The sequence below is a fragment of the Thermodesulfovibrio yellowstonii DSM 11347 genome (assembly GCF_000020985.1).
Lineage (GTDB): Bacteria > Nitrospirota > Thermodesulfovibrionia > Thermodesulfovibrionales > Thermodesulfovibrionaceae > Thermodesulfovibrio > Thermodesulfovibrio yellowstonii.
The window spans coordinates 751,909-776,696 of sequence record NC_011296.1 but is presented as its reverse complement, the minus strand read 5'-3'; the positions used below and the strand labels follow the sequence as shown (position 1 = coordinate 776,696).

Annotated in this window: 27 protein-coding genes and 2 tRNA genes; 13 read left to right on the top strand and 16 right to left on the bottom strand. The window is 34.8% G+C overall.

Features of this window, described 5'->3' with window-relative positions; all coding sequences use genetic code 11:
* Positions 1-64: 64 nt before the first annotated feature.
* The gene (locus tag THEYE_RS03910) at positions 65-247 is read left to right on the top strand and encodes a ferredoxin (protein WP_012546194.1); all 183 of its coding nucleotides are present in this window, start codon (positions 65-67) and stop codon (positions 245-247) included.
* A gap of 37 nt (positions 248-284) precedes the next feature.
* On the opposite strand, the gene THEYE_RS03905 is transcribed toward THEYE_RS03910, so the two are convergent.
* From THEYE_RS03905 to cimA, 4 genes are read right to left on the bottom strand one after another with little or no spacing between them, the layout of a single operon-like run.
* Positions 285-845, bottom strand: coding sequence for an NUDIX hydrolase (locus THEYE_RS03905; protein ID WP_012545109.1), 561 nt, complete (start codon positions 843-845; stop codon positions 285-287).
* A 9-nt stretch (positions 846-854) separates the two neighbouring features.
* Positions 855-1,196: a histidine triad nucleotide-binding protein gene (locus THEYE_RS03900; protein ID WP_012546430.1), complete on the bottom strand. Its 342-nt coding sequence runs from the start codon at positions 1,194-1,196 to the stop codon at positions 855-857.
* Positions 1,197-1,198: 2 nt separating this feature from the next.
* Positions 1,199-1,534 (bottom strand): phosphoribosyl-AMP cyclohydrolase, encoded by a 336-nt coding sequence (hisI, locus tag THEYE_RS03895; protein WP_012546303.1) that lies wholly within the window; start codon positions 1,532-1,534, stop codon positions 1,199-1,201.
* Positions 1,531-3,117: a citramalate synthase gene (gene cimA / locus THEYE_RS03890; RefSeq protein WP_012546272.1), complete on the bottom strand. Its 1,587-nt coding sequence runs from the start codon at positions 3,115-3,117 to the stop codon at positions 1,531-1,533. The genes hisI and cimA overlap by 4 nt, the downstream gene beginning before the upstream one ends.
* An 81-nt stretch (positions 3,118-3,198) precedes the next feature.
* On the opposite strand from cimA, the gene THEYE_RS03885 reads away from it, so the two are divergent.
* Complete coding sequence (locus THEYE_RS03885; RefSeq protein WP_012546599.1) at positions 3,199-4,749, top strand: thiamine pyrophosphate-dependent enzyme; 1,551 nt, start codon at positions 3,199-3,201, stop codon at positions 4,747-4,749.
* Here THEYE_RS03885 and THEYE_RS03880 read toward each other — a convergent pair.
* From THEYE_RS03880 to THEYE_RS03860, 5 genes are read right to left on the bottom strand one after another with little or no spacing between them, the layout of a single operon-like run.
* Entirely contained in the window at positions 4,738-5,169 is a 432-nt protein-coding gene (locus THEYE_RS03880; RefSeq protein ID WP_012545228.1) for an ACT domain-containing protein, read from the bottom strand. The two genes, THEYE_RS03885 and THEYE_RS03880, sit on opposite strands and share 12 nt — an antisense overlap.
* Positions 5,170-5,179: 10 nt before the next feature.
* A complete protein-coding gene (locus tag THEYE_RS03875) occupies positions 5,180-6,484 on the bottom strand; it encodes a phenylacetate--CoA ligase (RefSeq protein WP_012545534.1) in 1,305 nt (434 codons plus the stop codon).
* Positions 6,485-6,493: 9 nt separating this feature from the next.
* Positions 6,494-6,916 (bottom strand): ACT domain-containing protein, encoded by a 423-nt coding sequence (locus THEYE_RS03870; RefSeq protein ID WP_012545923.1) that lies wholly within the window; start codon positions 6,914-6,916, stop codon positions 6,494-6,496.
* A 9-nt stretch (positions 6,917-6,925) separates the two neighbouring features.
* On the bottom strand, positions 6,926-8,221 hold the full coding sequence (locus THEYE_RS03865; protein ID WP_012546536.1) for a phenylacetate--CoA ligase: 1,296 nt from the start codon (positions 8,219-8,221) through the stop codon (positions 6,926-6,928).
* Positions 8,172-8,795 carry an indolepyruvate oxidoreductase subunit beta gene (locus THEYE_RS03860; protein ID WP_164924832.1) on the bottom strand — a complete coding sequence of 208 codons (624 nt, stop codon included), beginning with the start codon at positions 8,793-8,795 and terminating at the stop codon, positions 8,172-8,174. The genes THEYE_RS03865 and THEYE_RS03860 overlap by 50 nt, the downstream gene beginning before the upstream one ends.
* 105 nt (positions 8,796-8,900) lie before the next feature.
* On the opposite strand from THEYE_RS03860, the gene THEYE_RS03855 reads away from it, so the two are divergent.
* The 5 genes from THEYE_RS03855 (at position 8,901) to THEYE_RS03835 (ending at position 12,895) form a co-directional block, all read left to right on the top strand.
* Positions 8,901-8,974, top strand: a tRNA-Arg gene (locus THEYE_RS03855).
* Between the two features lie 3 nt (positions 8,975-8,977).
* Positions 8,978-9,053: transfer RNA gene (locus tag THEYE_RS03850), tRNA-His, on the top strand.
* 487 nt (positions 9,054-9,540) lie between these two features.
* Positions 9,541-11,577: a CHASE2 domain-containing protein gene (locus THEYE_RS03845; protein WP_164924831.1), complete on the top strand. Its 2,037-nt coding sequence runs from the start codon at positions 9,541-9,543 to the stop codon at positions 11,575-11,577.
* Complete coding sequence (locus THEYE_RS03840) at positions 11,574-12,044, top strand: SH3 domain-containing protein (protein WP_012545293.1); 471 nt, start codon at positions 11,574-11,576, stop codon at positions 12,042-12,044. Before THEYE_RS03845 ends, THEYE_RS03840 begins: the two co-directional genes overlap by 4 nt.
* On the top strand, positions 12,041-12,895 hold the full coding sequence (locus tag THEYE_RS03835) for a M48 family metalloprotease (RefSeq protein WP_012546256.1): 855 nt from the start codon (positions 12,041-12,043) through the stop codon (positions 12,893-12,895). Before THEYE_RS03840 ends, THEYE_RS03835 begins: the two co-directional genes overlap by 4 nt.
* A 9-nt stretch (positions 12,896-12,904) precedes the next feature.
* On the opposite strand, the gene THEYE_RS03830 is transcribed toward THEYE_RS03835, so the two are convergent.
* Genes THEYE_RS03830 through sdhA form a run of 5 tightly spaced genes read right to left on the bottom strand, consistent with a single transcriptional unit; the run spans position 12,905 to position 17,243 of the window.
* Positions 12,905-14,116, bottom strand: coding sequence for a type II secretion system F family protein (locus tag THEYE_RS03830; protein WP_012546785.1), 1,212 nt, complete (start codon positions 14,114-14,116; stop codon positions 12,905-12,907).
* 19 nt (positions 14,117-14,135) lie between these two features.
* Positions 14,136-14,450 carry a succinate dehydrogenase, hydrophobic membrane anchor protein gene (gene sdhD / locus THEYE_RS03825; protein ID WP_012545668.1) on the bottom strand — a complete coding sequence of 105 codons (315 nt, stop codon included), beginning with the start codon at positions 14,448-14,450 and terminating at the stop codon, positions 14,136-14,138.
* Positions 14,450-14,794, bottom strand: coding sequence for a succinate dehydrogenase, cytochrome b556 subunit (sdhC, locus tag THEYE_RS03820; protein WP_012544970.1), 345 nt, complete (start codon positions 14,792-14,794; stop codon positions 14,450-14,452). Before sdhC ends, sdhD begins: the two co-directional genes overlap by 1 nt.
* Positions 14,791-15,510, bottom strand: a complete 720-nt coding sequence (locus THEYE_RS03815; RefSeq protein ID WP_012546880.1) for a succinate dehydrogenase iron-sulfur subunit — start codon at positions 15,508-15,510, stop codon at positions 14,791-14,793. Before THEYE_RS03815 ends, sdhC begins: the two co-directional genes overlap by 4 nt.
* The gene (sdhA, locus tag THEYE_RS03810) at positions 15,510-17,243 is read right to left on the bottom strand and encodes a succinate dehydrogenase flavoprotein subunit (protein ID WP_012545258.1); all 1,734 of its coding nucleotides are present in this window, start codon (positions 17,241-17,243) and stop codon (positions 15,510-15,512) included. Before sdhA ends, THEYE_RS03815 begins: the two co-directional genes overlap by 1 nt.
* Positions 17,244-17,318: 75 nt before the next feature.
* Between sdhA and THEYE_RS03805 the strand changes: the two genes are divergently transcribed.
* The 6 genes from THEYE_RS03805 to THEYE_RS03780 all read left to right on the top strand — a co-directional run bounded on the left by THEYE_RS03805 (position 17,319) and on the right by THEYE_RS03780 (position 23,339).
* Positions 17,319-18,722 (top strand): NAD-dependent malic enzyme, encoded by a 1,404-nt coding sequence (locus THEYE_RS03805; RefSeq protein ID WP_012546123.1) that lies wholly within the window; start codon positions 17,319-17,321, stop codon positions 18,720-18,722.
* A 61-nt stretch (positions 18,723-18,783) separates the two neighbouring features.
* Complete coding sequence (locus tag THEYE_RS03800; RefSeq protein ID WP_012546283.1) at positions 18,784-19,986, top strand: amino acid ABC transporter substrate-binding protein; 1,203 nt, start codon at positions 18,784-18,786, stop codon at positions 19,984-19,986.
* Positions 19,987-20,043: 57 nt separating this feature from the next.
* Positions 20,044-20,922, top strand: a complete 879-nt coding sequence (locus THEYE_RS03795) for a branched-chain amino acid ABC transporter permease (protein WP_012544937.1) — start codon at positions 20,044-20,046, stop codon at positions 20,920-20,922.
* Position 20,923: 1 nt separating this feature from the next.
* Positions 20,924-21,880, top strand: coding sequence for a branched-chain amino acid ABC transporter permease (locus THEYE_RS03790; protein ID WP_012546311.1), 957 nt, complete (start codon positions 20,924-20,926; stop codon positions 21,878-21,880).
* Between the two features lie 11 nt (positions 21,881-21,891).
* On the top strand, positions 21,892-22,635 hold the full coding sequence (locus tag THEYE_RS03785; RefSeq protein ID WP_012545387.1) for an ABC transporter ATP-binding protein: 744 nt from the start codon (positions 21,892-21,894) through the stop codon (positions 22,633-22,635).
* Positions 22,635-23,339 carry an ABC transporter ATP-binding protein gene (locus THEYE_RS03780; RefSeq protein ID WP_012545450.1) on the top strand — a complete coding sequence of 235 codons (705 nt, stop codon included), beginning with the start codon at positions 22,635-22,637 and terminating at the stop codon, positions 23,337-23,339. The genes THEYE_RS03785 and THEYE_RS03780 overlap by 1 nt, the downstream gene beginning before the upstream one ends.
* Here THEYE_RS03780 and THEYE_RS03775 read toward each other — a convergent pair.
* Entirely contained in the window at positions 23,324-23,932 is a 609-nt protein-coding gene (locus THEYE_RS03775; protein ID WP_012545316.1) for an alpha/beta hydrolase family protein, read from the bottom strand. The genes THEYE_RS03780 and THEYE_RS03775 overlap by 16 nt on opposite strands.
* Positions 23,929-24,780: a universal stress protein gene (locus tag THEYE_RS03770; protein WP_012545088.1), complete on the bottom strand. Its 852-nt coding sequence runs from the start codon at positions 24,778-24,780 to the stop codon at positions 23,929-23,931. The genes THEYE_RS03775 and THEYE_RS03770 overlap by 4 nt, the downstream gene beginning before the upstream one ends.
* Positions 24,781-24,788: the final 8 nt, after the last annotated feature.

The following is a 24,788-nucleotide window of genomic DNA, read 5'->3' as shown; positions in this document are numbered from 1 at the left end:
ATTTGCATATTTTAACTTTTTTTGGTATATTTTATAAAAATATTTAAACAAGGAGGAGGGTAGTATGCCAACACCAGTAGTTGACTATGACCTTTGTGTAGGTTGCGGAAGCTGTGCTGAAGTATGTCCTGAAGTTTTTGAAATGAGGGATGACAAAGCATGGGTAGTTGGTCCTGATAAGTGTTCAACCTGTGATTGTCAGCAAGCTGCTGATCTTTGTCCATCTCAGGCTATCAGATTGGAGTAAGTTTTTGAGGGTGGAGGACGACCTCTGCCCTCAAAAATTAATCTATAAAGCTTTTAGCAAGTTCTAAAAAACCAAAAATTTTTAAATCTAAATAGTTTCCCTGAGTTCTTAATTCATTAAGTTTTTCAAATATTTCATTTACAGGGATTTTTAAAACTTCTATATTTTCACTTTCATCAGGAGGATAACTTTTTCTTACATCTTCGGGAGCTTCTCTGACATTTTTTGCAATAAATACTGTTAGAATCTCTGATGAAAGTCCTGAAGAAACAGGTCCTTCTGCAAGAAAGACAATTTCATCGGAAAATAAACCTGTCTCTTCAATTAATTCTCTTTTTGCCACTTCAATCAAGGACTCCTTCCTATCATTCAATCCTGCCGGAAATTCTATCACATATCCGGCAAGAACTGGTCTGAATTGTCGGATAAAAACAAATTCTTTATCTTTTGTCACAGGAATAACTATAACAATTCCACTACAGTTTACTCTTTCAACAGCTTCCCACTGCCTTATATTGCCGTGGCTGTCCTCGTAAGAAAGCAATACAATTCTAAGATATTTGCCCTGCCAGACTACTTCCTTTTTGAGAATTTTCATCAGGAAAAACTATCCTGGAGGCCAATGCATCTGTCTACCAGCTAAAATGTGAAAATGAACATGAAAAACTGTTTGCCCTCCCTGAGAATTGCAGTTCATAACAACTCTAAAACCTTTTTCATCAACGCCTTTTTGTTCAGTTATTTTTTTTATAACCATAAAAATATGTCCTATGAGTTCTTTATCATTTTCATTTATATCAAGCACTGTAGAATAATGTTTTTTAGGAATCACAAGAATATGAATTGGAGCCTGCGGAGCAATATCTTCAAATGCCATGACCAGATCATCTTCATAGAGAATCTTTGATGGAATTTCTTTTTTTACAATCTTGCAAAATATGCAATTCATTTTTAAGAAACCCTCATAATTTCAATTTTTCTAAAAAAACATGTCCTATTTCCTGTATGGCATGCTCCCTTGCCATGTTGTTTAACCATAATAAGCAGAGTATCAGCGTCGCAGTCATAATAAATCTCTTTAACTTCTTGAACATTTCCTGAGGTTTCACCTTTTTTCCAGTATGTCCTTCTTGAACGAGACCAGAAATGAGTAAATCCACTTTCAATGGTTCTTTTTAATGCCTCATTATCCATATATGCAACCATTAGAACTTCCTTTGTATCTATTTCCTGAATTACAGCAGGAATTAGCCCTTTTTCATCAAATTTAAGCTCTGGAAAGCTCATATTTCTCCTTTCTTTATTTTTTCTTTACAAAGCTTATACTCAATACCGTCAACTATTGCTTGCCATGATGCTTCAATTATGTTTTCAGAAACTCCTACTGTGCTCCAAACATCTTCATCATCGCCTGATTCTATCAAAACTCTAACTTTTGAAGCAGTCCCTTTACCTGAATTAACTACCCTAACTTTATAATCTTTTAGCCTTACCCTTTTAAGTTCAGGATAAAATCTTTCAAGAGCTTTCCTGAGAGCATTGTCAAGAGCATTAACAGGACCATTGCCTGTTGAGGCTGTATGCTCAATATTTTTACCCACTTTAACCATTATTGTTGCTTCGCTGAGTGTAGGTTCATCTCCTTTTCTTTTTTCATCTATTACTCTGAATCCTATCAAATCAAAAAATTTTCTTTTCAATCCCAATGTTTTTCTAAATAATAGTTCCAGCGAGGCTTCAGCTCCCTCAAATTGATATCCTTCATTCTCCAGAGTTTTTATAGCATCCACTATTGCCTGAACTTCAAGAGAGTTAGGTTCAAGAGGGATATTAAATTCTTCTGCTTTCTTTAAAATATTACTCTTGCCTGCAAGGTCAGAAACAAGTATTCTTTGACGATTACCAACAAGCTCGGGTCTAATATGTTCATAGGTTTCTGGCCTCTTTCTTACAGCACTTACATGAACTCCACCTTTATGAGCAAAAGCACTTTCTCCAACAAATGGCTGTCTTTTAAAAGGAATTAGATTAGCTATCTCATATACAAACCTTGAAACCTCTGTAAGTTTTTTCAATTTATAGTCATCAATACATCTGTATCCAAGCTTCAGTTGCAGGTTTGGAATTACAGAACAAAGATTTGCATTCCCACATCTTTCACCAAATCCATTTATAGTCCCCTGAACCTGAACCGCTCCATTTATAATAGCAACTATACTATTTGCAACAGCACAATCCGAGTCATTATGTGCATGAATGCCCAAAGGAACATTTATTGACTGTCTAACATCTTTTACAATTTTTGCTACTTCTGCCGGGAGTGTTCCACCATTTGTATCACATAGAATTATACAGTCTGCTTTTGCCTCTTCAGCTGTTTTAAGACATTTTAAAGCATATTCAGAATTATCCTTGTATCCGTCAAAGAAATGTTCTGCATCAAAGAATACCTTTTCTGCATATTTTTTTAAATAAGTAATCGTGTTGAAAATCAATTCAAGATTTTCTTCAAGAGACACTTTAAGTGCTTCAGTCACATGAAAATCCCATGTTTTACCAAAAATCGTAAATATTTTTGCCTCTGATGCTATGAGAGATTTTACATTTGAGTCATTTTCTACTTTTATTTTTGGCCTATGTGTGCTTCCAAAGGCTGTTATAACTGAATTTTTTAGCGGAAGTTTTTTAACTTTTTTAAAATATTCAGCATCTTTTGGATTTGAACCTGGCCAGCCACCTTCTATGTAATGAATACCAAGTTCATCAAGTTTTTCTGTAATTCTTAGTTTGTCATCTACTGAAAAAGATATATCTTCTGCCTGAGAGCCATCTCTCAAAGTTGTATCATAAATTTCAATGATTTTTTGCATAAAAGTAATATATTACATTTTTGAAGCATTAAGCAAGATATGTTATATTAAATACTATTAATTTTTCTTGCGAGGGAATTTATGGAAAAAATTCTCATGTTAGGATGTGATGCAATTGCTCGTGGAGCTGTTGAAGCAGGAATTTCTTATGCTTCTTCCTATCCAGGAACTCCAGCAACACAGATTCTTGAATATATTGCTAAAAACTCTTCTGTAAAAGCTGAATGGTCTGTAAATGAAAAAGTAGCATATGAAGTCGCTTACGGTGTTTCTTTAACTGGTAGAAGAGTTCTTTGCTCAATGAAACATGTTGGATTAAATGTAGCATCAGATCCATTTATGACATCAGCATATCTTGGAATAAAAGGCGGTTTTGTTCTGGTATTAGGAGACGACCCAGGTGCTTATTCGTCTCAAAATGAACAGGATTCACGTTTTTATGCTTCTTTTGCGAAAATACCATGCCTTGAACCTTCTGATGCTCAAGAAGCCAAAGATATGACAAAATTAGCTTTTGATATCTCTGAAGAGTTAGGGTTACCTGTGATGATTAGAAGCATTACAAGACTTCTTCATTGTATTAGCCCTGTAACACTGGAAAATATAAAACCTGAAAAAGAAATTAAGCTTGAGAAAAACCCTGAATACCTGCTTGCAATTCCCAAAAATGTTGTAAGACTTCATAGTGAACTCAATAAAAAACAAGAGAAAATCAAAAAACTACTTGAAAAATATGAATTTAATAAAATTTTTTCAGGAAAAGGAAAAACTGGAATAATTGCCTGTGGAATCACTTATCTTTATGCTAAAGAATTAGGAGAAGACTTACCAATTTTTAAGATTTCAGCCTATCCAGTAGATGAAGATTTAATTAAAAATTTTGTAAAAAATCTGGATGAAGTAGTTGTTCTTGAAGAAGGTTATCCATTTATTGAAAGTTTAGTAAAAAAATACTGCCCTAATGTAAAAGGAAAACTATCTGGCGACCTGCCACTTGAAGGAGAATTATGTGTAGAGCCTTTATTGAAACTTTTCGGGAAAATAAAGTCTTACACCAAAAATTTTCCTCTTATTCCAAGACCACCTGTGCTCTGCCCTGGCTGTCCTCATAGAGAGTTTTATAAAGCACTAAATGAAGCTCATCCAAACTTTGTTACAGGAGATATTGGATGCTACACTCTTGGGGCGAATCCTCCACTTAAAGCAATTGATACATGCCTTTGTATGGGAGCAAGTATAGGTAAAGCATCAGGTATTTCTTCTCAAGGTATAAAAAGGGTTGCAGCAGTAATTGGTGACTCTACTTTTATTCACTCAGGAATCCCTGCATTAATAAATGCTGTATATAACAAGTCAGATATCCTTGTATGCATTCTTGATAATTCTTCTGTTGCAATGACAGGACATCAACCAACACCTGCTATTGGAATTACTGCTAAAGGAGAAGAAACAAAAAAAATAGACCTTGTAGAACTATGTAAAGCTTGCGGAGCAGACTCAGTTGAAGTAGTAGACCCATATGATAAAAAATCTACTTTTGAAGCAATCAAAAAAGGACTTAATGAACCCGGTGTTAATGTTGTAATAGCTCGCAGAGCCTGTATATTAGTTGCTAAAAAACTAAAGAGCTAAAACATTATCCCAGCTTAAAAGAGTTACTCCTTTTTCTTGAAGAATTGATATTGTTTTATCAAGATTTTCTGTTCTAAGAACCACTACAGCCTTTTCACCTGACTTTTCAACAAATGCGTAAATATACTCAATATTTATGTTTGCATCATACAAATATTTCAATGCTTCAGCCAATCCACCTGGTTTATCCTTTACTGCTATAGCCACCACATTTGTAAGCTTAACTGTAAATTCATTTTTTTCAAGGATTTCTTTTGCCTTTTCTGGGTCTGTTACAATTAATCTTAAAATACCAAACTCAGATGTATCAGCAATTGAAAGTGCTCTAATATTTATTCCTTCTTCTGACAAGGCTTTCAATGCCTCATAAAGTCTTCCTCTTTTGTTTTCCAGAAAAACTGATATTTGTTTTATTTTCATCACTTTCCTCCTAATCTATAAGACTTCTTTTATCAATTACTCTTTTTGCCTTTCCCTCGCTTCTTGGCAAACTCTTCGGTTCAACAAGTGTAACTTTAACTCTTATACCAATGGTCTCTTCAATACGTTTTTCAAGTTTTTTCCTAAGATTTTCAACATGTTTTACTTCATCTGAAAAAGTTTCCTTTGACATCTCTACCATAACCTCTATTTCATCAAGATGTTGAGGTCTTGTAATAATAATTTGATAATGTGGTTCAACTCCTTGAACTTCTAAGATTGTTCTTTCAATCTGATATGGGAAAATCATTACTCCTCTTACTTTTATCATGTCATCTGTTCTTCCGCGAATTCTTTCAATTCTTGCAAATGTCCTTCCGCAGCTACACTTTTCTCTTATTAATGAAGTTATGTCTTTGGTTCTGAACCTAAGCATTGGCATTCCTTCACGGGTTAAAGTTGTTAAAACAAGCTCTCCTCTTTTTCCATCTGGTAAAGAATCTCCTGTATCAGGGTCTATAACTTCTACATAGAAATGATCTTCAAATACATGCAGTCCTTTTTTTTCAATGCATTCATGGGCAACACCTGGACCTATTATTTCTGTTAATCCGTATATGTTAAGCGCATTTAAATTAAATCTTTTTTCAATTTCCTTTCTCATCTGTTCTGTCCACATTTCTGCACCAAAACAACCTGCTTTAAGTTTAAGGGTTGTAGGTTCAATCCCCATCTCCTGTGCAACTTCAGCCATATAAAGAGCATAAGAAGGAGTACATGTAAGAATTGTCGTTCCAAAATCTCTCATTATCTCAATCTGTCTTCTGGTATTTCCTGCACTGGCAGGCACAACCATTGCACCAATTTTATGTGCACCATAGTGAACTCCAAATCCTCCAGTAAAAAGTCCATAGCCATAACAGTTCTGCACAATGTCATCTTTAGTTGCACCAGCCATTGTAAGACACCTTGCCATAACCTCTGCCCATATATCAATATCATTGCGGGTATAACCTGCAACTACAGGTTTTCCAGTTGTTCCACTTGACATATGAATTTCCACAATTTCACTTAATGAAGATGCAAACATTCCAAATGGATAAACTTCTCTGAGGTCAGCCTTAGATGTAAAAGGAATGTTTTTTATATCATCAAGAGTTTTTATATCCTCTGGCTTGAGTCCAACCTCATCAAATTTTTTTCTGTAGTAAGGCACTTTCTCATAAGCTCTTTGCACTGTTTGTTTAAGTCTTTCAAGTTGTAAAGCTTTAAGTTTTTTTTCTGACATGCATTCAAACTCTTTATTCCAAATCATCTTCTCACCTCATTCAGTGGATTCTAAAAATTTAAGATTTTCACCTTTGAGGCTTTCCATAGCCTTTTGAGTATCTTCCACCTCTACAATTAAGTAAGCTTTTTTTCTTGTCTCAGCAACATAAACAGCTGCACTTTCAATATTTATACCTTTTGAAGATAAGGTTTTTACAACTTCATAAAGCCCACCTGGCTGGTCTTTCATTTCAATTCCGATTGCCTCATTTAACGATGCAGTAAATCCTTTATCTTTAAGTAATTGGTAAGCTTCTTTACATCTGTCAACCATAAATTTGATTATGCCAAATCCATTTGTGCTTGTAATAGAAAAGGCAAGAATGTTTATATTTGCTTCAGCAAGGACCTTTGTAATCCTTTCAAGTCTTCCTGGTTTATTCTCAGCAAATACTGAAATAATGTAAACCTTGCTCATAAAAACCTCCTAAATAGTTCTTTTATCAATCACTCTCTTTGCTTTTCCTTCACTGACAGGCAGTGTTCCTGGTTCCAATAACTCTACCTTTGGTTTTACCATTGTAGCTGAACGTATTTTGTCTACGATTTCATCCTTTAATCTAATAAGCTTTTCAATTTTACCATCAAAAAGTTCTCTATCTATCTCAACCTTAATCACCATCTCATCATAAGCTTCAAGTATAATTTGGTAATTCTGAGCAACTCCTTTTATTCCCATCAAGACCTGTTCAATCTGTTGTGGGAATATATTTACACCTTTAACTATAAACATGTCATCAGACCTGCCAAGAATTCTTGAAATTCTTCGGTGAGTTCTTCCACATCTACAAGGTTCTAAAATAATTCTTGTTAAATCTCTTGTTCTGTATCTTATAAGAGGCATAGCCTCTCTGTTGAGAGTTGTTAAGACAAGTTCTCCAATTTCTCCATCAGCAACCGATTGTCCTGTTTCAGGGTTAATTATTTCCATAAGAAAATTGTCTTCCCATATATGAAGCCCATCTTTATAGATACATTCAAAACCAACCCCTGGACCGTTCATTTCTGTAAGTCCATAACAGTTATAAATATCTATGCCAAGCATATTTTCAATCTTTTTTCTTGTTTCTTCGGAGTATGGTTCTGCTCCAAGATATGCTCTTTTAAGTTTTAAGTCTTTCCTTGGGTCAATTCCCTTATCATACAGCACAGAAGCAACATAAAGCGCATAACTCGGTGTTATATGAAGCATCGTTGTCCCAAAATCCTTCATTAAATTAATCTGTCTTTCCGTATTTCCTGGTCCTGCAGGAATAACAAGAATTCCAACCTTTTCAGCCCCATAATGCATAACAAAAGCTCCTGTAAAGAGTCCATATGTCATGCTATTCTGGAGGATATCTCCTTTTGTTGCACCTGTCATAACAAGACAACGAGCAATAAGTTCTGCTGAGTTGTTTATATCTTTTTTAGAAAAGAATATAGCTTTAGGTTTACCTGTGGTTCCACTTGATGTGTGTAGCCTTATTACTTTTTCAGGGGAAACAGTTAAAAGTCCATAGGGATAATCAACAAAAAGGTCTTCTTTTGTAGTGAATGGGAAAAATTTTATATCATCAAGGGATTTGATATTTAAAGGATTTGCTCCTGCTTCCTGAAATTTTTTTCTGTAATGAGGAACTTTCTGGTAAACTCTTTTTAGGACTTTTTTAAGTCTCTCTAATTGAAGCTGCTCAAGTTTTTGCCTCGGTACTGTTTCTAATTCCTTGTTCCAAAATTGCATTTTTCTTTGCTAACCTCCTGCCTTCATTGAATGCTTTTATGTTAATTTCAACTGTCTTAGGCGGGACGGAGTTTGTAATTACCTCATACCATATCTCTTCTTTAAATGGTAAAAAGATGGATAAAAATCCTAAGATTACAGAATTTTCAACCTTTGAATTACCAAGTTCTTTTGCAATTTTTTCTGCATCTATTGAATTTACTATAAAAGCTTCTTGTTTGATTAAATGTTCAACATTTTGAGGGTAATCTTTATTTTCTGCCACTGCTGGAAGGATCTTTTTCTTGTTCAAAATAACCATACCACCTGATTTCAAGAAATGAAGATGCCTCAAAGCCTCAAGCTCTTCAAGAGCCACCATTATATCAGCCATTCCAGATGGAATATTAGGAGAGTAAACTAAAGCACCAAATCTTATATGACTGATAACACTTCCGCCTCTCTGAGCCATTCCATGAATTTCACTTTCTTTTACATCAAAACCGCTTTTAAAAGCAACTTGAGCAATAATTCTACTGGCAAGAACTATACCTTGTCCACCTGTTCCAGTTATGATTATATTGGTTGTTGACACAGGGAAAATTCTAACATAGGACAAATATAGTTTGCAACCATAATTTTTGAGATATCCTCAGAGGTTGCAATAAAGTAATCAAAATTTTTAAAATATATTTGTCCTGCGCCTGTAGCTCAGTCGGATAGAGCAACTGCCTTCTAAGCAGTGGGCCGGGGGTTCGAATCCCTCCAGGCGCGTAGGCGGACGTAGCTCAACGGTTAGAGCACTGGACTGTGGCTCCAGGTGCTGCGGGTTCGAGTCCCGTCGTCCGCCCCAAAACTAAAAAAATCCTGCTAAATAGTGTTCTACTTATTATGAATAAAATTGTTAGATTGAGACCCTTAAAAAATTTGTGTTTTATTGCACAATTAATGGATTATAAGTCCTAATATTTTTCATTACTCCATTGGTCATTCCAAGCCTTCAAAGGAGGAGACCCTTCGCTTATGCTCAGGGTGACAGTAAAAGTGTTATTACGAGGAGCGTTAGCGTCAAGGAATCTCCTCTTTCCGATTTAAGGGGGGACCTTAGCCTCAGGATAGACCCTACGGGTCAGATTCCTCACACCCGTTAGAGTGTTCGGAATGACCAAAAAAACATTAAGGTGCGAGAAAATATCTTTGAGTCAGCATTGGTGCTTGTTAAATTAAATCCCAATTTAGCTCAAAATGTTATACTATAAAAACACCGAATTTCTTGTATAATGATAAAGAGAAAAAAATTATTTAAAAACCTTCTCATCCTATCAAGCATTTCCTATATTTTGCCAGTATTATTCTTTTTATCTGGAAGTCTTAAAAATTTTGAATTTAAAGTTTATGATTTGCTTTCAAAACATTTAAGTCCCTCTGATAAATCTGATAATATCTGCCTTATTTATATAGATCAATTCAGTATAGAAGAATTGAATAAACAAGGAATAACGTGGCCCTGGCCAAGGCAGATTTATGCTCCTGTTATAGAGTATCTTTCAGAGGCAGATGCTGTCTTTATAGATATTCTGTTTACTGAAAATTCTTCCTACGGCATTGAGGATGATAAAATTTTTGCTGAATCACTTAAAAAGTCAAAAAATGTGTATCTGCCATTTGCACTTTCAAAAGAAAAGGGGAAAATTGATGAAAAATATATTAAAAAAATTGCATATCCAGCTGTTATAGATACAAAACTTCAATACGATTCTTTGATTTCTCCAATTGATGAATTGAAAAACAGCGCCCAGGGACTTGGAAATGTCAGTATTCTTCCAGATGAAGATGGTATTTACAGGCGAATACCGCTTTTTTTTAAAGTTGAAGATTTCACTGTTCCAAATTTTGTAATGAGTTATTTTATCAAAAAGAACATGATCCATGTAAAAAATAATGTTATTTTAATAGATAACACAATCATCCCTTTAGATGAAGAGAATTTACTTTTAAAATTTTCAAAAGATAAATATCCATTTCATCTATTTTCATTTGCGGAATTACTTGATGCATCAATTAAAAACTCAAAAAAAGAAAGCTCAAATATCAAGAAAAACTTTTTTAGAGGCAAAACAGTCTTTATTGGACTTACAGCTCCAGGACTTTTTGACCTTAAACCTACTCCCATGTCCTCAAAAACACCAGGTGTATTTATTCATGCAACTACCTTTGAAAACTTAATTAATAAAAACTTTATCAAAGTGGCACCAAAATCCATCATTTTTTCAATCATGTTGATTTTAGCCATCTTTATTCCCTACGCTTTTTTGAAACAACATTCTCTAAAAATAAATATGCTTATTTTTATATTTTCAGGACTATTTCTAATTTGTATTGAAGTAGTTTTATTTAAATTATCAATATATATGCAATTTTTGCCTTCTTTTGTATGCCTTATCTTCAGCTCTATTATCTCATTACTTTATAGTTATGCTGTTGAAGGAAAAGAAAGAAGTTTTATTAAAAGAACTTTTACGCAATATATGGACAAAAGAATTGTTGATTATCTACTTACCCATCCTGAATTTATAACTCCTGGTGGGCAAAAAACAACAGTTACAGTATTCTTTGCGGATATAGCAGGTTTTACTACTATAGCTGAAAAACTTTCTCCAGAAAATACTGCTTTAATGCTTCATAAAGTGCTCAATTCATTGACAGAAGTTGTCATTACACATTCTGGCATTGTTGATAAATATATTGGCGATTGTATTATGGCTTTTTGGGGAGCACCTTTGAAAACAGAGTCTGACGAAATTAATGCCTGCAAGGCAGCTATAAAATGCATAGAATCTTTAGAAAAAATTAATAAAGAATTTTCTGAAAAAGGAATGCCTTCAATTAAAATCAGAATAGGAATTCATACAGGAGACGCAATTGTAGGCAACATTGGAAGTGACAGACTTTTTAATTATACTGTAATCGGTGATACAGTAAACATAGCTTCCAGACTTGAATCTCTCAATAAGTTTTTCAACACCAGTATTATAATCAGCAAAGAAACCTATTGTAAGCTCACAGATAGTTTTGTTGCAAGAGAACTTGGAGTTATAACAGTTAAAGGAAAAACCAAGCCATTAACCATTTTTGAAATTTTAGGACAAAAGGATAATATCAATTTTGAAAAAATCTCACTTGTTGAGAAATACAACGAAGGATATTCACTTTATAAAGAACAAAAGTGGAATGATGCAAAAGAAATATTTAAATCAATACTAAATGATTTTCCCGAAGATGGTCCGTCAAAATTTTACCTAAGGAAAATAGAAGAATTCTTATCTGGAAAGCAATTGACAGAAGACTGGATTATTGTTAAAATGGAAGAAAAATGAAACTTAGATTCATAATAAATTTTGTCATTTTACTTTCTTTAATTGCTTCTATTTCATGGGCAGAGATAGTTACTGTTATTACAAAAGAAAATGCAATTAGGGAATCTCCAAGATTTTTTTCACCTGTAAAAGCTCTTGTAAAATACAATGACACCCTTGATGTAATTACCAAAGAAGGAGACTGGCTCAAAGTAAAATTTAAAAATAAAATCGGATATATACATAGAACTGCTGTAGAAAAAAGAACTGCTTCAACTTCAGGAATTTCATTACAGAAAAAGACTGGCACAACTGAAGATGAAATAACACTTGCTGGAAAAGGATTTAATTCTCAGGTTGAAAAAGCTTATAAAGATAAACATCCTGAGATGAAATATGAATTTGTGGATAAAGTTGAAAAATACGATATTTCTGAAAAAGATTTAATATCTTTTATAAAGGCTGGAGGACTTTCAGAACCAAAATGATAAAAAAATTTGTTTTGATAGCAATTTTATTTCTATGCCTTTTTTCGTGCAAAACAGTTGATATAAATAAAACATTGGATATTACATTAACAACAATTCAAGCTACTGAGAAGGCAGCAAGACCTATATCAGATGAAGAAGAATATTATATTGGAAGGGCTGTTGCTGCACGTATGTTTTTGTATTATACCCTCTATGAAAATCATGAATTGACTAATTATATTAATTCTATAGGAAAAGTTATAGCCTTACATTCTGAAAAGCCTTTTACTTTTGGAGGATATCATTTTGCCCTATTAAATAGTAACGAAATTAACGCTTTTGCATGCCCTGGTGGTATAGTATTCCTCACAAAAGGAATGCTTAAACTGGCAAAGAGTGAAGATGAACTGGCTGCAATAATTGCTCATGAAATTGCGCATGTAAATCATCGGGATGGAATAAATTCTATCAAGCAGGCAAGATGGACAGAAGCTCTTACAATAATTGGCACCACAGCAGCCAAACAATATGGAGATGAGGATTTATTAAAACTTGTGAATATTTTTGAGAATTCAATAGATGATATTTTAAAAACTCTCATTGTGAATGGTTATAGTAAGACTCAAGAATATGCAGCAGATGAAAAAGCTTTACAGTATCTTGCAAAAGCAGGCTATAATCCATATGCATTGCTTAATGTTCTTGAAAGACTTAGACAGAGCACAAAATCAGAAGGTGGAATTTTAAATACACACCCTGATACAACTGATAGAATAAATAATCTAAAAGATAAAATACCTGTTGTTTCCCTTGATTTAAATGCTTTTAAAAAACGATCCTTAAGATTCAATTCTTTTGTTAAAGAATAAAAGTTTCTTTTAGCCACCTTTGCCAGCAATTTCTCCGAGTTTGAATATTGGAAGATAAAGGGATACTACTATAAATCCAATTGTTACTCCAAGAAATACTATTAATGCAGGTTCAAGCATGCTCATAAGATTTGCAACAGCATTGTCAACTTCTTCATCATAAAAATCAGCTACTTTATTTAACATCTCATCTGTTGCACCTGTTGACTCACCCACATTTACCATCTGCACAAAAATTGGAGGAAAAATCTCAGGCTTTGATTTTAGAACCTCTGTTAAAGATTTACCAGCAGTTATGTCCTCTTTCATATCTATAACAACATCTTCTATAACTTTATTGCCTGAGGCTCTTGCAGAAATCTCCATACTATTAAGTATTGGAACACCGCTTCCAAGAAGCGTTCCCAGCGTTCTTGAAAATCTTGACAATGAAGCTTTGAGCAAAATTGTGCCGAGTACAGGAATTCTAAGAAAAATACTATCTGTGATTTTTCTGCCATTTTCAGATCTTCTGAAAAATTTTACAAATACAAAAAATATAATAATTCCAAGAAATATAAAAATTCCTGATTTTGCCATAAAATTACTCATAGCAATGGTTATTCTTGTAGGAAGTGGCAGGTCAAGTCCCATTTCAGCAAACAATTTTGCAAATGTGGGAATAACAAATATCATAATAATTGCAACAACAAGAATAGCTACAGCTATTACCAGACTGGGATAAATCATAGCGCCAATAATTTTTCTTTTTAGTTTTATCATCTTTTCAAAATAGTCAGCCATTCTTTGAAGCACTTTATCAAGCATTCCACCTTCTTCACCAGCCCTTACCATATTCACAAAAAGAGAACTAAATACCCGAGGATGTCTTCTCATTGAATCAGCTAAAGATGAACCCTTTTCTATATCATTTCTCATCTGAATGAGGATTTTTTTGAAATTTTTATTCTTAATTTGACCTATCAATGCATCAAAAGCTTGAACAACAGGAACACCTGAAGCAAAAAGAGTTGCGAACTGACGCGTAAAAAACAAAATATCTTTCTGAGAGACTTTCCCTAAACTGAAAAACTTTTTTTCTTGCTTTTCTTTTACGTATCTTGGAATTATCCCGCTTTTTCTTAACGATAAAAGAAGCTCGCCTTCGCTTTCTGCTTCAGTTTCGCCTGTAACTAAAGCACCTTCTTCTGTTCTACCTTTCCATATAAAAATTGTAGGCATTTGCAATCCTTTTAATTTTTTAGAAAAAAACTATTTTAAATCCATAAAATGCAAGACCTATCGGAACAGTAAATGCCATAAATTTCAATATTCTTTTCAATGAATTATTTCTCACATACTCTGTTACAACTCCATTGAGTCCATAAAATCCGTGATATAAGGCTGAAAAGAGAAAAACAATATTAAAAATTTTCCATGAAGGCTCACTAAGTCTCTGCATAACCGCATTATAAGAATAGTTATCATGCCCCATGAAGTGCATTAGAATGAAATGATATAGCAATCCAACTACAAGAATCACACCTGTTATTCTATGCAAAAGCCAACTCCACATTAGAACACCTCCCTGAGAAAATAAAAAGCTCCTGCAAGCCATACGATAAAAACTAAAAGAACTCCTACGTATGCCATAGGCTTTTGATATTTCGTGGAAACTCCAATTTCAAGAAGAGTAATTCTTATTCCTGCAAAGACATGTTTAAGCACAATGGCAAAGAGGATTAATTCGCCTATTTTAAGCAATGGATTTTTCATAAATGCCATGAGTTTATTGTATGCAACAGGGTCTTTTAAATGACTTAAAACATAGATATGAGCTATCAGATAAAGGCTGAGTATTATGCCGGTTACTCTATGAACAAGCCATGCGAGAGAACCTGTGTTCCAACGGTATCTCATTTTTCACCTCCTGTAAAGCCTTTTTTCACAGCCAGTCTTTTGAGCTTGAGTATGTGTTTTGTTATATCTATCTCCTTTGGACATACCTCTACACAGTTAAAAATTGAGTGACATCGCCATACTCCATGTTCTCCTGTTATAGCTTCAAGCCTTTGCTCAGTTGCCCTATCACGAGTATCAAATAGAAATCTATATGCCTTTAGCAATGCTGAAGGTCCAAGATATTCCTTGTCAGCCCAGAATACAGGACAAGAGGTAGTGCAGCTTCCACACATTATACAAGTTATGGATTCAAGAATCTTATGCTGGTCTTCAGGCGACTGAATTCTCTCCCTTTCAGGTGGAGGTTCATCATTGATGAGATAGGGTAGAACTTTATCGTTTTTATGGAAAAACATTGTCATGTCTACCACAAGGTCTTTAATAACAGGCAATGCTGGCAGAGGCTCTATCTCTATGGTTTCAGGCAAATCCTTTACAAGGGTTTGACAGGCAAGGCGATTTTGTCCATTTATCTTCATTGCGCATGAACCACATACGCCATGGGCACAGGATTTCCTGAAAGTTAAAGTGCCGTCCATTGTTTCTTTTATTTTTACAAGTCCATCTAACACCCTTTCCATGCTGTTAAGTTTTACCCGGAATTCGTCCCATCTTGTTGAAGGGTTTTCATCGGGCAAGTATCTTTTAATTTTGAAAGTGTAATATTTGCTCATCAGTATTTCCTCTCCTCTGGTTTAAATCTTGTTAATTTAACAGGTTTGTATTTAAAGGTAATGCCTTTGTCTCCTTGAAATGCAAAGGTATGCTTAAGCCAGTTTTCATCATCCCTTTTTGGATAGTCTTCCCTGCAATGAGCTCCTCTACTTTCTGTTCTCTGCAATGCACAAGAGGCAATAACTTCTGATAGAGTTAACATGTGCCCAAGCTCAATTGCTTCAAGAAGGTCTGTATTGAATGTGTTTGACTTGTCAGCAATTGATATGTCTTTGTATCTTTCCTTTAATGCTTGTAATTCATCAAGAAGAACTTTAAGCTCTTCTTCTTTTCTAAAAACAGAGCATTTATCCATCATGGCAGTTTGCAGGTCTCTTCTTACTGAAGCCACTGTTTCTCTTCCATTGCTTCTTCTTATCATATCTACACAATCGGCAATGAGAGAAATTCTTTCCTTTTTAACCTTGCCTTTTGTAGCAGTCTTCAAGGTGGAACTTGCTGCCTTTCCAGCTCTTCTTCCAAAGACAACAGTATCAAGGAGGGAGTTACAACCGAGTCTATTTGCACCATGAACAGACACACAGGCACACTCACCAGCAGCATAAAGACCTTCTACAACTGAGCCATCTATGTCTCTCAAAACCCTCCCATCATTGTCCGTTGGAATGCCACCCATTGCATAATGGGCAGTGGGAACAACAGGAATTGGTGCTTCAGAGGGGTCAATTCCCATGTATATTTTGCAAAAAGTTGTTATCTCAGGAAGTCTCTCTTCAAGAATTTTTCTATCTACATGTCTTAAATCAAGATAAACATAGTCTTTCCCATCAATACCTCTACCCTCTCTTATCTCCGTTAGAATTGCACGGGATACCATATCACGAGGGGCTAAGTCTTTTATTGTTGGTGCATATCGTTCCATAAATCTTTCGCCTTTCCCATTTATGAGAATTCCGCCTTCGCCTCTTGCACCTTCGGTAATCAATATTCCAAGCCCGTAAAGTCCTGTAGGATGGAACTGAAAGAACTCCATATCTTCGAGGGGCAGTCCCTGCCTAAAAAGCATGCTAAGACATTCACCTGTACTTGCATAGGCATTTGAGGTTACTTTAAAGACCTTTCCATATCCACCGCTTGCTATTATCACTGCCTTTGATTCAAAGACATGAAGAGAGCCATCTTTTATGTTAACGGCAATTATACCCTGAACAGCATTGTTTTCTACGACAATATCAAGCACTTGAAACTCCTGAAAAAATCTAACGCCTTTGAGCTGACATTGCTCATAAAGAGCAAAAAGCACTGCATGACCTGTTCTGTCAGCAGAGTAGCATGCCCTTCTAACTGGTGCTTTACCAAACTCCCTTGTATGCCCGCCAAATCTCCTCTGGGCAATCTTACCTTCTGGCGTGCGAGAGAAAGGTACGCCCATATGCTCAAGCTCAATAATTGTTGGAATAGCATCGTAGCACATAATTTCAATGGCATCCTGATCACCAAGAAAATCGCTTCCCTTCACCGTATCATAGGTATGCCATTCGGGGCTGTCTTCTTCTTCATTTCCAAGAGCAGCTCCAATACCACCTTGTGCTGCGGTAGAATGGGAACGAGTAGGATAAAGCTTACTTAAAACTCCAACTGTTCCGTGATTGATACATTCAATGGCAGCACGGCATCCCGCAAGGCCAGAACCGATAATAACTGTGTCAAAATAGTGTTTATTAATCTCCATCACCCTCTCCTTATTTGCAAAAATTATTTTATTTTGTATAATTTATAGCACAATGTCAAGCATAGGAGGACAAAAATGGGATATGTACCAAGTCCAAGTTATAGCATAACGTTACGAGTAGAGATTGAAAACAGAATAGGAATGTTTGCCAAAATTGCTTCAGCCATCAGTGGTGCAGGAGGAGATTTAGGCTCAATTGATATTGTAAAAGTTGAAAAAGGAAGAATTATAAGAGATATTACTGTAAATGCCAGAGACGAAGAACATGAAAAGAAAATCATTAAGGCGTTAAAACACATTGAAGGAGTTAAAATTTTAAGAGTCATGGACAGAACATTTCTTGTCCATGAAGGAGGCAAAATTGGCATATACAATAAGATAAATGTAAAGGGAAGAGAAGACCTCTCAAGAGTTTATACACCAGGCGTAGCAAGAGTCTGCCTTGATATTCATAAAAATCCTGAACATGTATATCGCTATACCATAAAAGGAAACACTGTGGCGGTGATAACTGATGGAACAGCGGTTTTAGGTCTTGGAAACATAGGACCTGATGCAGCAATGCCTGTGATGGAAGGAAAATGCATGCTTTTTAAAGAGTTCGGAGGTGTAGATGCTTTCCCAATAGCAGTAAGAACCACAGATGTGGATGAACTTGTTAACATTATAAAAAAAATTTCAACTCCCTTTGGTGGGATAAATCTTGAAGACATTGCTGCACCCAGATGTTTTGAAGTAGAACGAAGGCTTCGTGAGGAGCTTGATATTCCTGTAATTCACGATGACCAGCACGGAACAGCCATAGTTACTCTTGCAGCGCTAATAAATGTTGGAAGAGTTCTAAAAAGAGATATAAGAGATTTTCGAGTTGTAATCTCAGGAGCAGGTGCTGCAGGCACAGCTACAGCTTATATGCTCCTTGAATATGGCATAAAAGATATAACAGTCTGTGACAGAGCAGGTACTTTATACGAAGGAAGAACAGAAGATATGGATTCACACAAAGCAGAACTTGCCCAAAAAACAAATCCCAGAAAAATCAAGGGAAAACTCACTGATGTCCTTGAGGGCGCCGATGTCTTTATAGGACTTTCTGCTCCAAACATTCTTAAACCAGAGGACATTGAAAAAATGGCAAAAGACAAAGTTGTATTCGCTCTTGCAAATCCTGACCCTGAAATTGCGCCTGAACTTGCAATGCCCCTTGTAAGAATCATGGCAACTGGCAGGTCTGACTATCCAAACCAGATAAATAATGTTCTTGCTTTTCCAGGATTATTCAAAGGCTTACTTGAGGTCAGAGCAAAGGGTGTTGATAAAGAAATATTTTTTGCCGCTGCCAATGCAATTGCTAACATAATTAAGGACGAAGAACTCAATGAAGACTATATTATACCAAGCATTTTTAATAAAAAAGTTGCACAGGCAGTCTCCCATGCGGTAGCTGAGAAGGCTAAAAAACTAAAATTAGCAAGATAACTATTGACTTTTTTAAATATTTTTAATATTATCATTAGAAACTTTAAGAAGGAGGGGTATTATGAAACGACTGAGTATTTTAATTTTAGCTGTTATGTTAAGTTTCTGTTTAATAACATTTTCTTTTGCAGCAGATGTTATAAAATTCGGAGCCGCGCTTTCACTCACGGGTAAACTTGCAAAAGAAGGTAATCTTGTAAAAAATGGATATGAACTTTGGAAGGAAACTGTTAATAAAAAAGGCGGAATTAAAATTGGGAATAAATACTATAAAGTTGATATCAAATACTATGACGATGAGAGTGATCCAAACAGAGCAGCAAAACTTGTAGAAAAATTAATAACTGAAGACGGAATTAAACTTATTCTTGGTCCATATGGAAGTGAATCAGTATTTTCAACCTCTGCAATTACAGAAAAATATGGGGCTTTGATGGTTCAGGGAGGAGCTGCTGCAGACAAACTTTACACAAGAGGATTTAAAAATCTTTTTGGAATTTACACAGTAGCCACAGAGTATATGGATGATACACTAAAAATGTTAATGAATAAAGCTCCTAAGCCAACAACTGTCGCGATAGTCTATTCCAATGATCTTTTCTCAACACAGGTTGCTCAAGGTGCTAAAGCATCTGCTCAGAAATATGGATATAAGGTAGTTTACTACAAAGACTACCCAAAAGGAACGCAGGACCTGTCAACTGTTATTGTTGAAATTAAAGCAAAAAATCCTGACATACTTATTGGTTGTGGACATTTTCAGGATACTATAGTCATTGTTAAACAAAGTAAAGATTATAAGCTTAATCCTAAGGCAATAGCTTTTTCAGTTGGACCAACTCTTCCTGATTTTGTAAGTGCTTTAAAGTCAGATGCAGAATATATTTTAGGTTCTGCTCAATGGACCCCAACCCTGAAATACAAAGATCCTGTTTTTGGTTCAAATGCAAACTTTGTAAAAGCTTTTAAAACAAAATTTAGAGTAGAACCTAACTATCATGCAGCAGGAGGCGCGGCAGCAGCAGTAATCTTCCAAAGAGCTATTGAAAAAGCAGGAACATTTACAGATATCAACAGGATCAGAGAGTCACTTTTAAGCTTTAATGAAGAAACATTATTTGGAAAAATTAGATTTGACTCCAGTGGAAAGGTTGTTGGTAAAGGAATGCCTGTTATTCAAATACTTAAGGGAACTCAAAAAACAGTTTATCCAGAAAATGTTGCTGAAACAAAACCAGTTTATCCAAAACCAGCATGGAGATAAATTTTTTAGCCCAAGCTTTTGCTTGGGCTTTTTTATTTTAATTCAGGTGAGGTGAAGATGATAATTCTGCAGGTTCTTATTAATGGATTTCTTCTTGGTGGATTTTATGCTTTAATAGGAGTTGGATTTTCACTTGTGTGGGGGGTTACAAACATAATTAATCTCGCCCATGGAGCTATTGCACTTCTTGGTGCCTACATTACCTTCTTTCTTTTTCAAAACTATGGAATTGACCCTTTTTTAAGTTTACCCTTCAGTTTTCTTGCTCTTTTCATTTTTGGGTATGCCATACAAAGATATTTATTAAATCTTGTTGTAAAAGCGCAAATATTTATGCTCCTTATTCTTACTTTTGGCATAGAAATTTTTTTAGTAAACTTTATGACAACTTTCTTTTCAGCAGACTTTCGTTCTGTCACTCCTGATTATGCAGGAGAAAGCTTAATTATTGGAGATATTGTTATTCCATATATAAGAATTATAGTATTCCTTATATGCACATTCATAACCTTTATTTTAAGTCTTTTCCTTAATAAAACATGGGCTGGTAAAGCAATAAAAGCCACATCTCTTGATATAGAAGCTGCAATGATGGTAGGTATAAATCCTGCAAAAATCTTCGCTTTAACCTTCGCAATAGCTTCAGGATTGGCAGGAGTTGCAGGAAGTCTTTTTTCATTAACTCAAGCATTTTCTCCTTCAATAGCAGGTTCCTTAACACTAAGAGCCTTTATTGTTAGCATATTAGGTGGTTTGGGTAGAGTAGAAGGAGCTTTGATTGGTGGAATCATTCTTGGGATTGTTGAAACGCTAAGTTCATACTTCATTGGTGAAAGTTATAAAAATGCCATTACTCTTGGAATAATGGTATTAGTTCTCATTATTAAACCTACAGGAATTCTCGGCAAGAAATACTTTGCGGAGGTAAAACATTAAAATGAAGAAAAATATTGCTCTTTTTATAATCTTTATTGTAGCTGTCTGTTTATTACCTTTTTTTATATCTGGATACTGGTTAAGAGTGCTTACACAGACATTCATGTTTGCCGCAATTGCTACTGGCAGTAATATTATAATTGGTTATACTGGATATCCTGCCTTTGGAAATATAGCATTTTTTGGTATAGGAGCATATGTAACAGGTGTATTAATGACTAAATATGAAATTTCTTTTATAGCAACGCTCCCTTTTTGCGCTTTAGGAGGATTTATAGTCGCTATACTGTTAGGTATCCCTCTTTTAAGACTTAAAGGGCACTATTTTGCTATTGCAACCGTTGGCGTTATGGAAGCAATGAAAAAAATTGTTGACAACATGACTGAAATAACAGGCGGTGGATTAGGGTTAACTTTACCCATCATGGAAGGAGACCCTGCTTACATTTATAAATTCTTTTACTACACAATTTTACTAATCATGCTTCTTTCAATAGCCATTGCTTTTATAGTATGGAAATCAAAATTTGGCTATGCTTTAAGAGCAATAAGAATTGATGAAGACGCAGCAAGTGTAATGGGAATCAATACAGCTCTGTATAAAACATTTGCATGGGGGATAAGCGGTGCATTGGTAAGCATTGCAGGAGGCGCCTATGCCTATTGGTTAACTTATATTGACCCCTCAACTGTATTTGTCACATCTTACTCTGTAAAAATGTTTGCTATGATTTTACTTGGAGGGGCAACAACTATTTTTGGACCAATGCTTGGTGCCTTTATACTTGAATTAATTTCAGAGATTGTATGGAGTAAATTTATAGAGATTCATGGAATGATACTTGGCTTATTGATTATACTTGTCGTGCTTTTTATCCCTAAGGGGTTGTTTGAAACATTTAAGGGTGGCTTTTCCTTTAGAAAATTGGTCATAAATTTAAGAGAAAATAGACTTTAAGGGGTTAAGAGATGGTTATATTAGAAACAAAAAATCTTGCAAAAAAATATGGAGGCGTTGAAGTATTAAACAATGTTAATCTTAAAGTTTACAAAGGAGAAATTTTGGGGATGATAGGACCAAATGGAGCTGGCAAAACTACTTTGATGAATCTAATATGTAAACTAACAGATATTACAGCTGGCGAAATATTTTATAAAGGACAATTAATAAATGACAGAAAACCCTATGAAATAGCAAAAATGGGTATATCAAGAACCTTTCAGGTAGTAAAACCTTTTAAAGGACTTACTGTATTAGAAAATGTTATGGTTGGAGCATTTTATGGGAAAAAACAAGCTAAAAATAAAACAGAAGCAAGACAGATAGCTATGGAAGCATTGCAAATTGTAGGATTAATAAATGAAAAAGACAAAGAACCAAGTATACTTCCTATAGCGCAAAGGAAAAAACTGGAGTTAGCACGAGCACTTGCAATGGATCCTGAACTTCTTATACTGGATGAGGTTATGGCAGGACTTAATCCAAAGGAACTTGATGATATAATGAAAGAGATACTTCTTCTTAAAGAAAGAGGAATTACTATAATTGCTATAGAACATGTAATGAAGGTTATCATGGGCATTTCTGATAGAGTTGTAGTCCTTCATCTTGGACAATTAATCTGTGAAGGAAAACCCAATGAAGTATGTAATCATCCTCAAGTTATAGAAGCTTATCTTGGAAACAAATTTGCACAGAGAGGTATCGCATAATGGAACTACTAAATATCAAAAATCTTAATACAGGTTATGGCGATTTACAGATTTTAAGAAATATTTCTTTAAGGATTAATAAAGGAGAAATTGTTGCACTTCTTGGTTCAAATGGAGCTGGGAAAAGCACTCTGATGAGAAGTATAGTCGGCAGATTAAGGGTGTGGTCAGGAGAAATAGTATTCAAAGGACAAAATATAACAAATTTACCTCCAGAAAAAATAGTAAAACTTGGAATAAGCCTCGCACCTGAAAGAAGAAGAATATTTTCAGGGATGACAGTTAAAGAAAATCTTGAAATTGGGGCATATCAAAGAAGAAACGGATTTAAAGAAAGAATAGAAAAAGTTTTTTCTATTTTCCCAAGACTTTATGAAAGAAGAAATCATCTTGGTGGTGATCTATCTGGTGGCGAACAACAAATGCTTGCCATAGGAAGAGCTCTTATGAATGAGCCAGACCTTCTTTTAATAGATGAATGTTCTTTAGGACTTGCTCCAACTATAGTGGAAAATATAATAGAAGTTATAAAAGAAATTAATAAATCTGGCGTAAGCCTACTTATAGTGGAACAGGATGTACAAATGGCTTTAGAAATAAGTAATAGAGCCTATGTTATGGAAGTCGGAGAAATAACAATATCTGGAGAATCTAAAAAATTAATAAATGATGCACGAATAAAGGAAAGTTATCTTGGCATGTAAAAAAATTTTTCAATTTTTTTAAAAGTAAGCCAGTGTTCACCATCTATTAAATAAGTTTTAGCCTGTGGATAAAACTCTCTCAGGTCATAAACCGCCTGAGGGGGAATGATTTTATCCTTTTTACCATGAATTAAAATTAGTTCACAATTAACCTGCCTGTTACTTTTATTAATATGAATATCGGAGGTAAGCAGAAAATTAAGTCCATTAATAAGTGAAATGTTATCTATTTTTTTAGGCAAAATAGGTGCACATCCTGCATTAGTAAGGAAATCCTTTATAACAATTTCAGGCTCTATTTGCATCTTTTGAATCATTTTCTTTAGAATTCTTGGGCTTACATATTGGGTAAATTTCTTAAATCCTGCAATAATTAATATCTCACTAAACTTATCAGAAAAAAAATCCAGATTCTTCAAAACAATATGCCCACCAGTTGACCAACCAACTAATATATCACCTGATTTATCCTTAAGAAAATCCAAAATCCCTTCCTCATTAAAATCAATAAATGGACAGATAAAATCCCAATCCTCAGGGATATCTTCCAAAGCCTCCCTAAATCCTGCCCATCCTGAAATAAAAAGTTTCATTTCACAATTAAAGTAGGTATTTTTGAAAGACCAATGACTCTCTGGCAGGTGCTTCCCATAAGGAGTCTTTTAAGTCCTGTTCTGCCATGAGAGCCTATAACTATCAGGTCTGCATCAATCTTTTCTGCTGTTTCAAGAATCTTCCTGTATGGCTCGCCTTCTTCCAAAATTGTATTCACCGATATGTTTTCCTTTTGAAATTTCATCTCCAAATTTTTTAGATACTTCTTCACCTTTTCCATCTGATTGTCAAAAATTTCCGGTTTTATTGCGAAAACCTCAGAAGGAACCTCTAACACAGATATTATATTCATTTCCGAATAAAAATTCTTAGCAATTTCTATTGCTCTGCTACATATCCTGTCTCCGTAAGGAGAGACATCCACAGCTACAAGAGTTTTATCCCATTTAATTAAAGCGTCCTTTGGAACTATCAAGACATCAGTGTTACTGTATCCTATAACTCTTTCTGTAACGCTTCCCAGTAAAACTTCTCTCAGAGCACTCATTCCCTTTTTGCCCATAACTATTAAATCTGCTGATATCTCCACACTGATATCTACAATTTTTTCAAAAGGCTCACCTTCTTCATATAAAGATTTAACGAGTACTCCGTATCTATTGCCTATGTCTTTAGCTCGGGAAAGTGTATCCTTATAGGGCTTATTTAGCTCTTCCAGTGAGAGTCCTATACCAATTAGGCTTATATCTCCATGATAGGTAGGAGCAACAGTTAGAGCAAAAACTGTTATGCCACTGTCTTTTGAGAATTTCACTGCTTCTTCAAAGGCATGAAAACTCTCCTCTGAACCATCAAGGCATGCAAGAATTTTTCTATAAAGTCTCATCTTTTTTC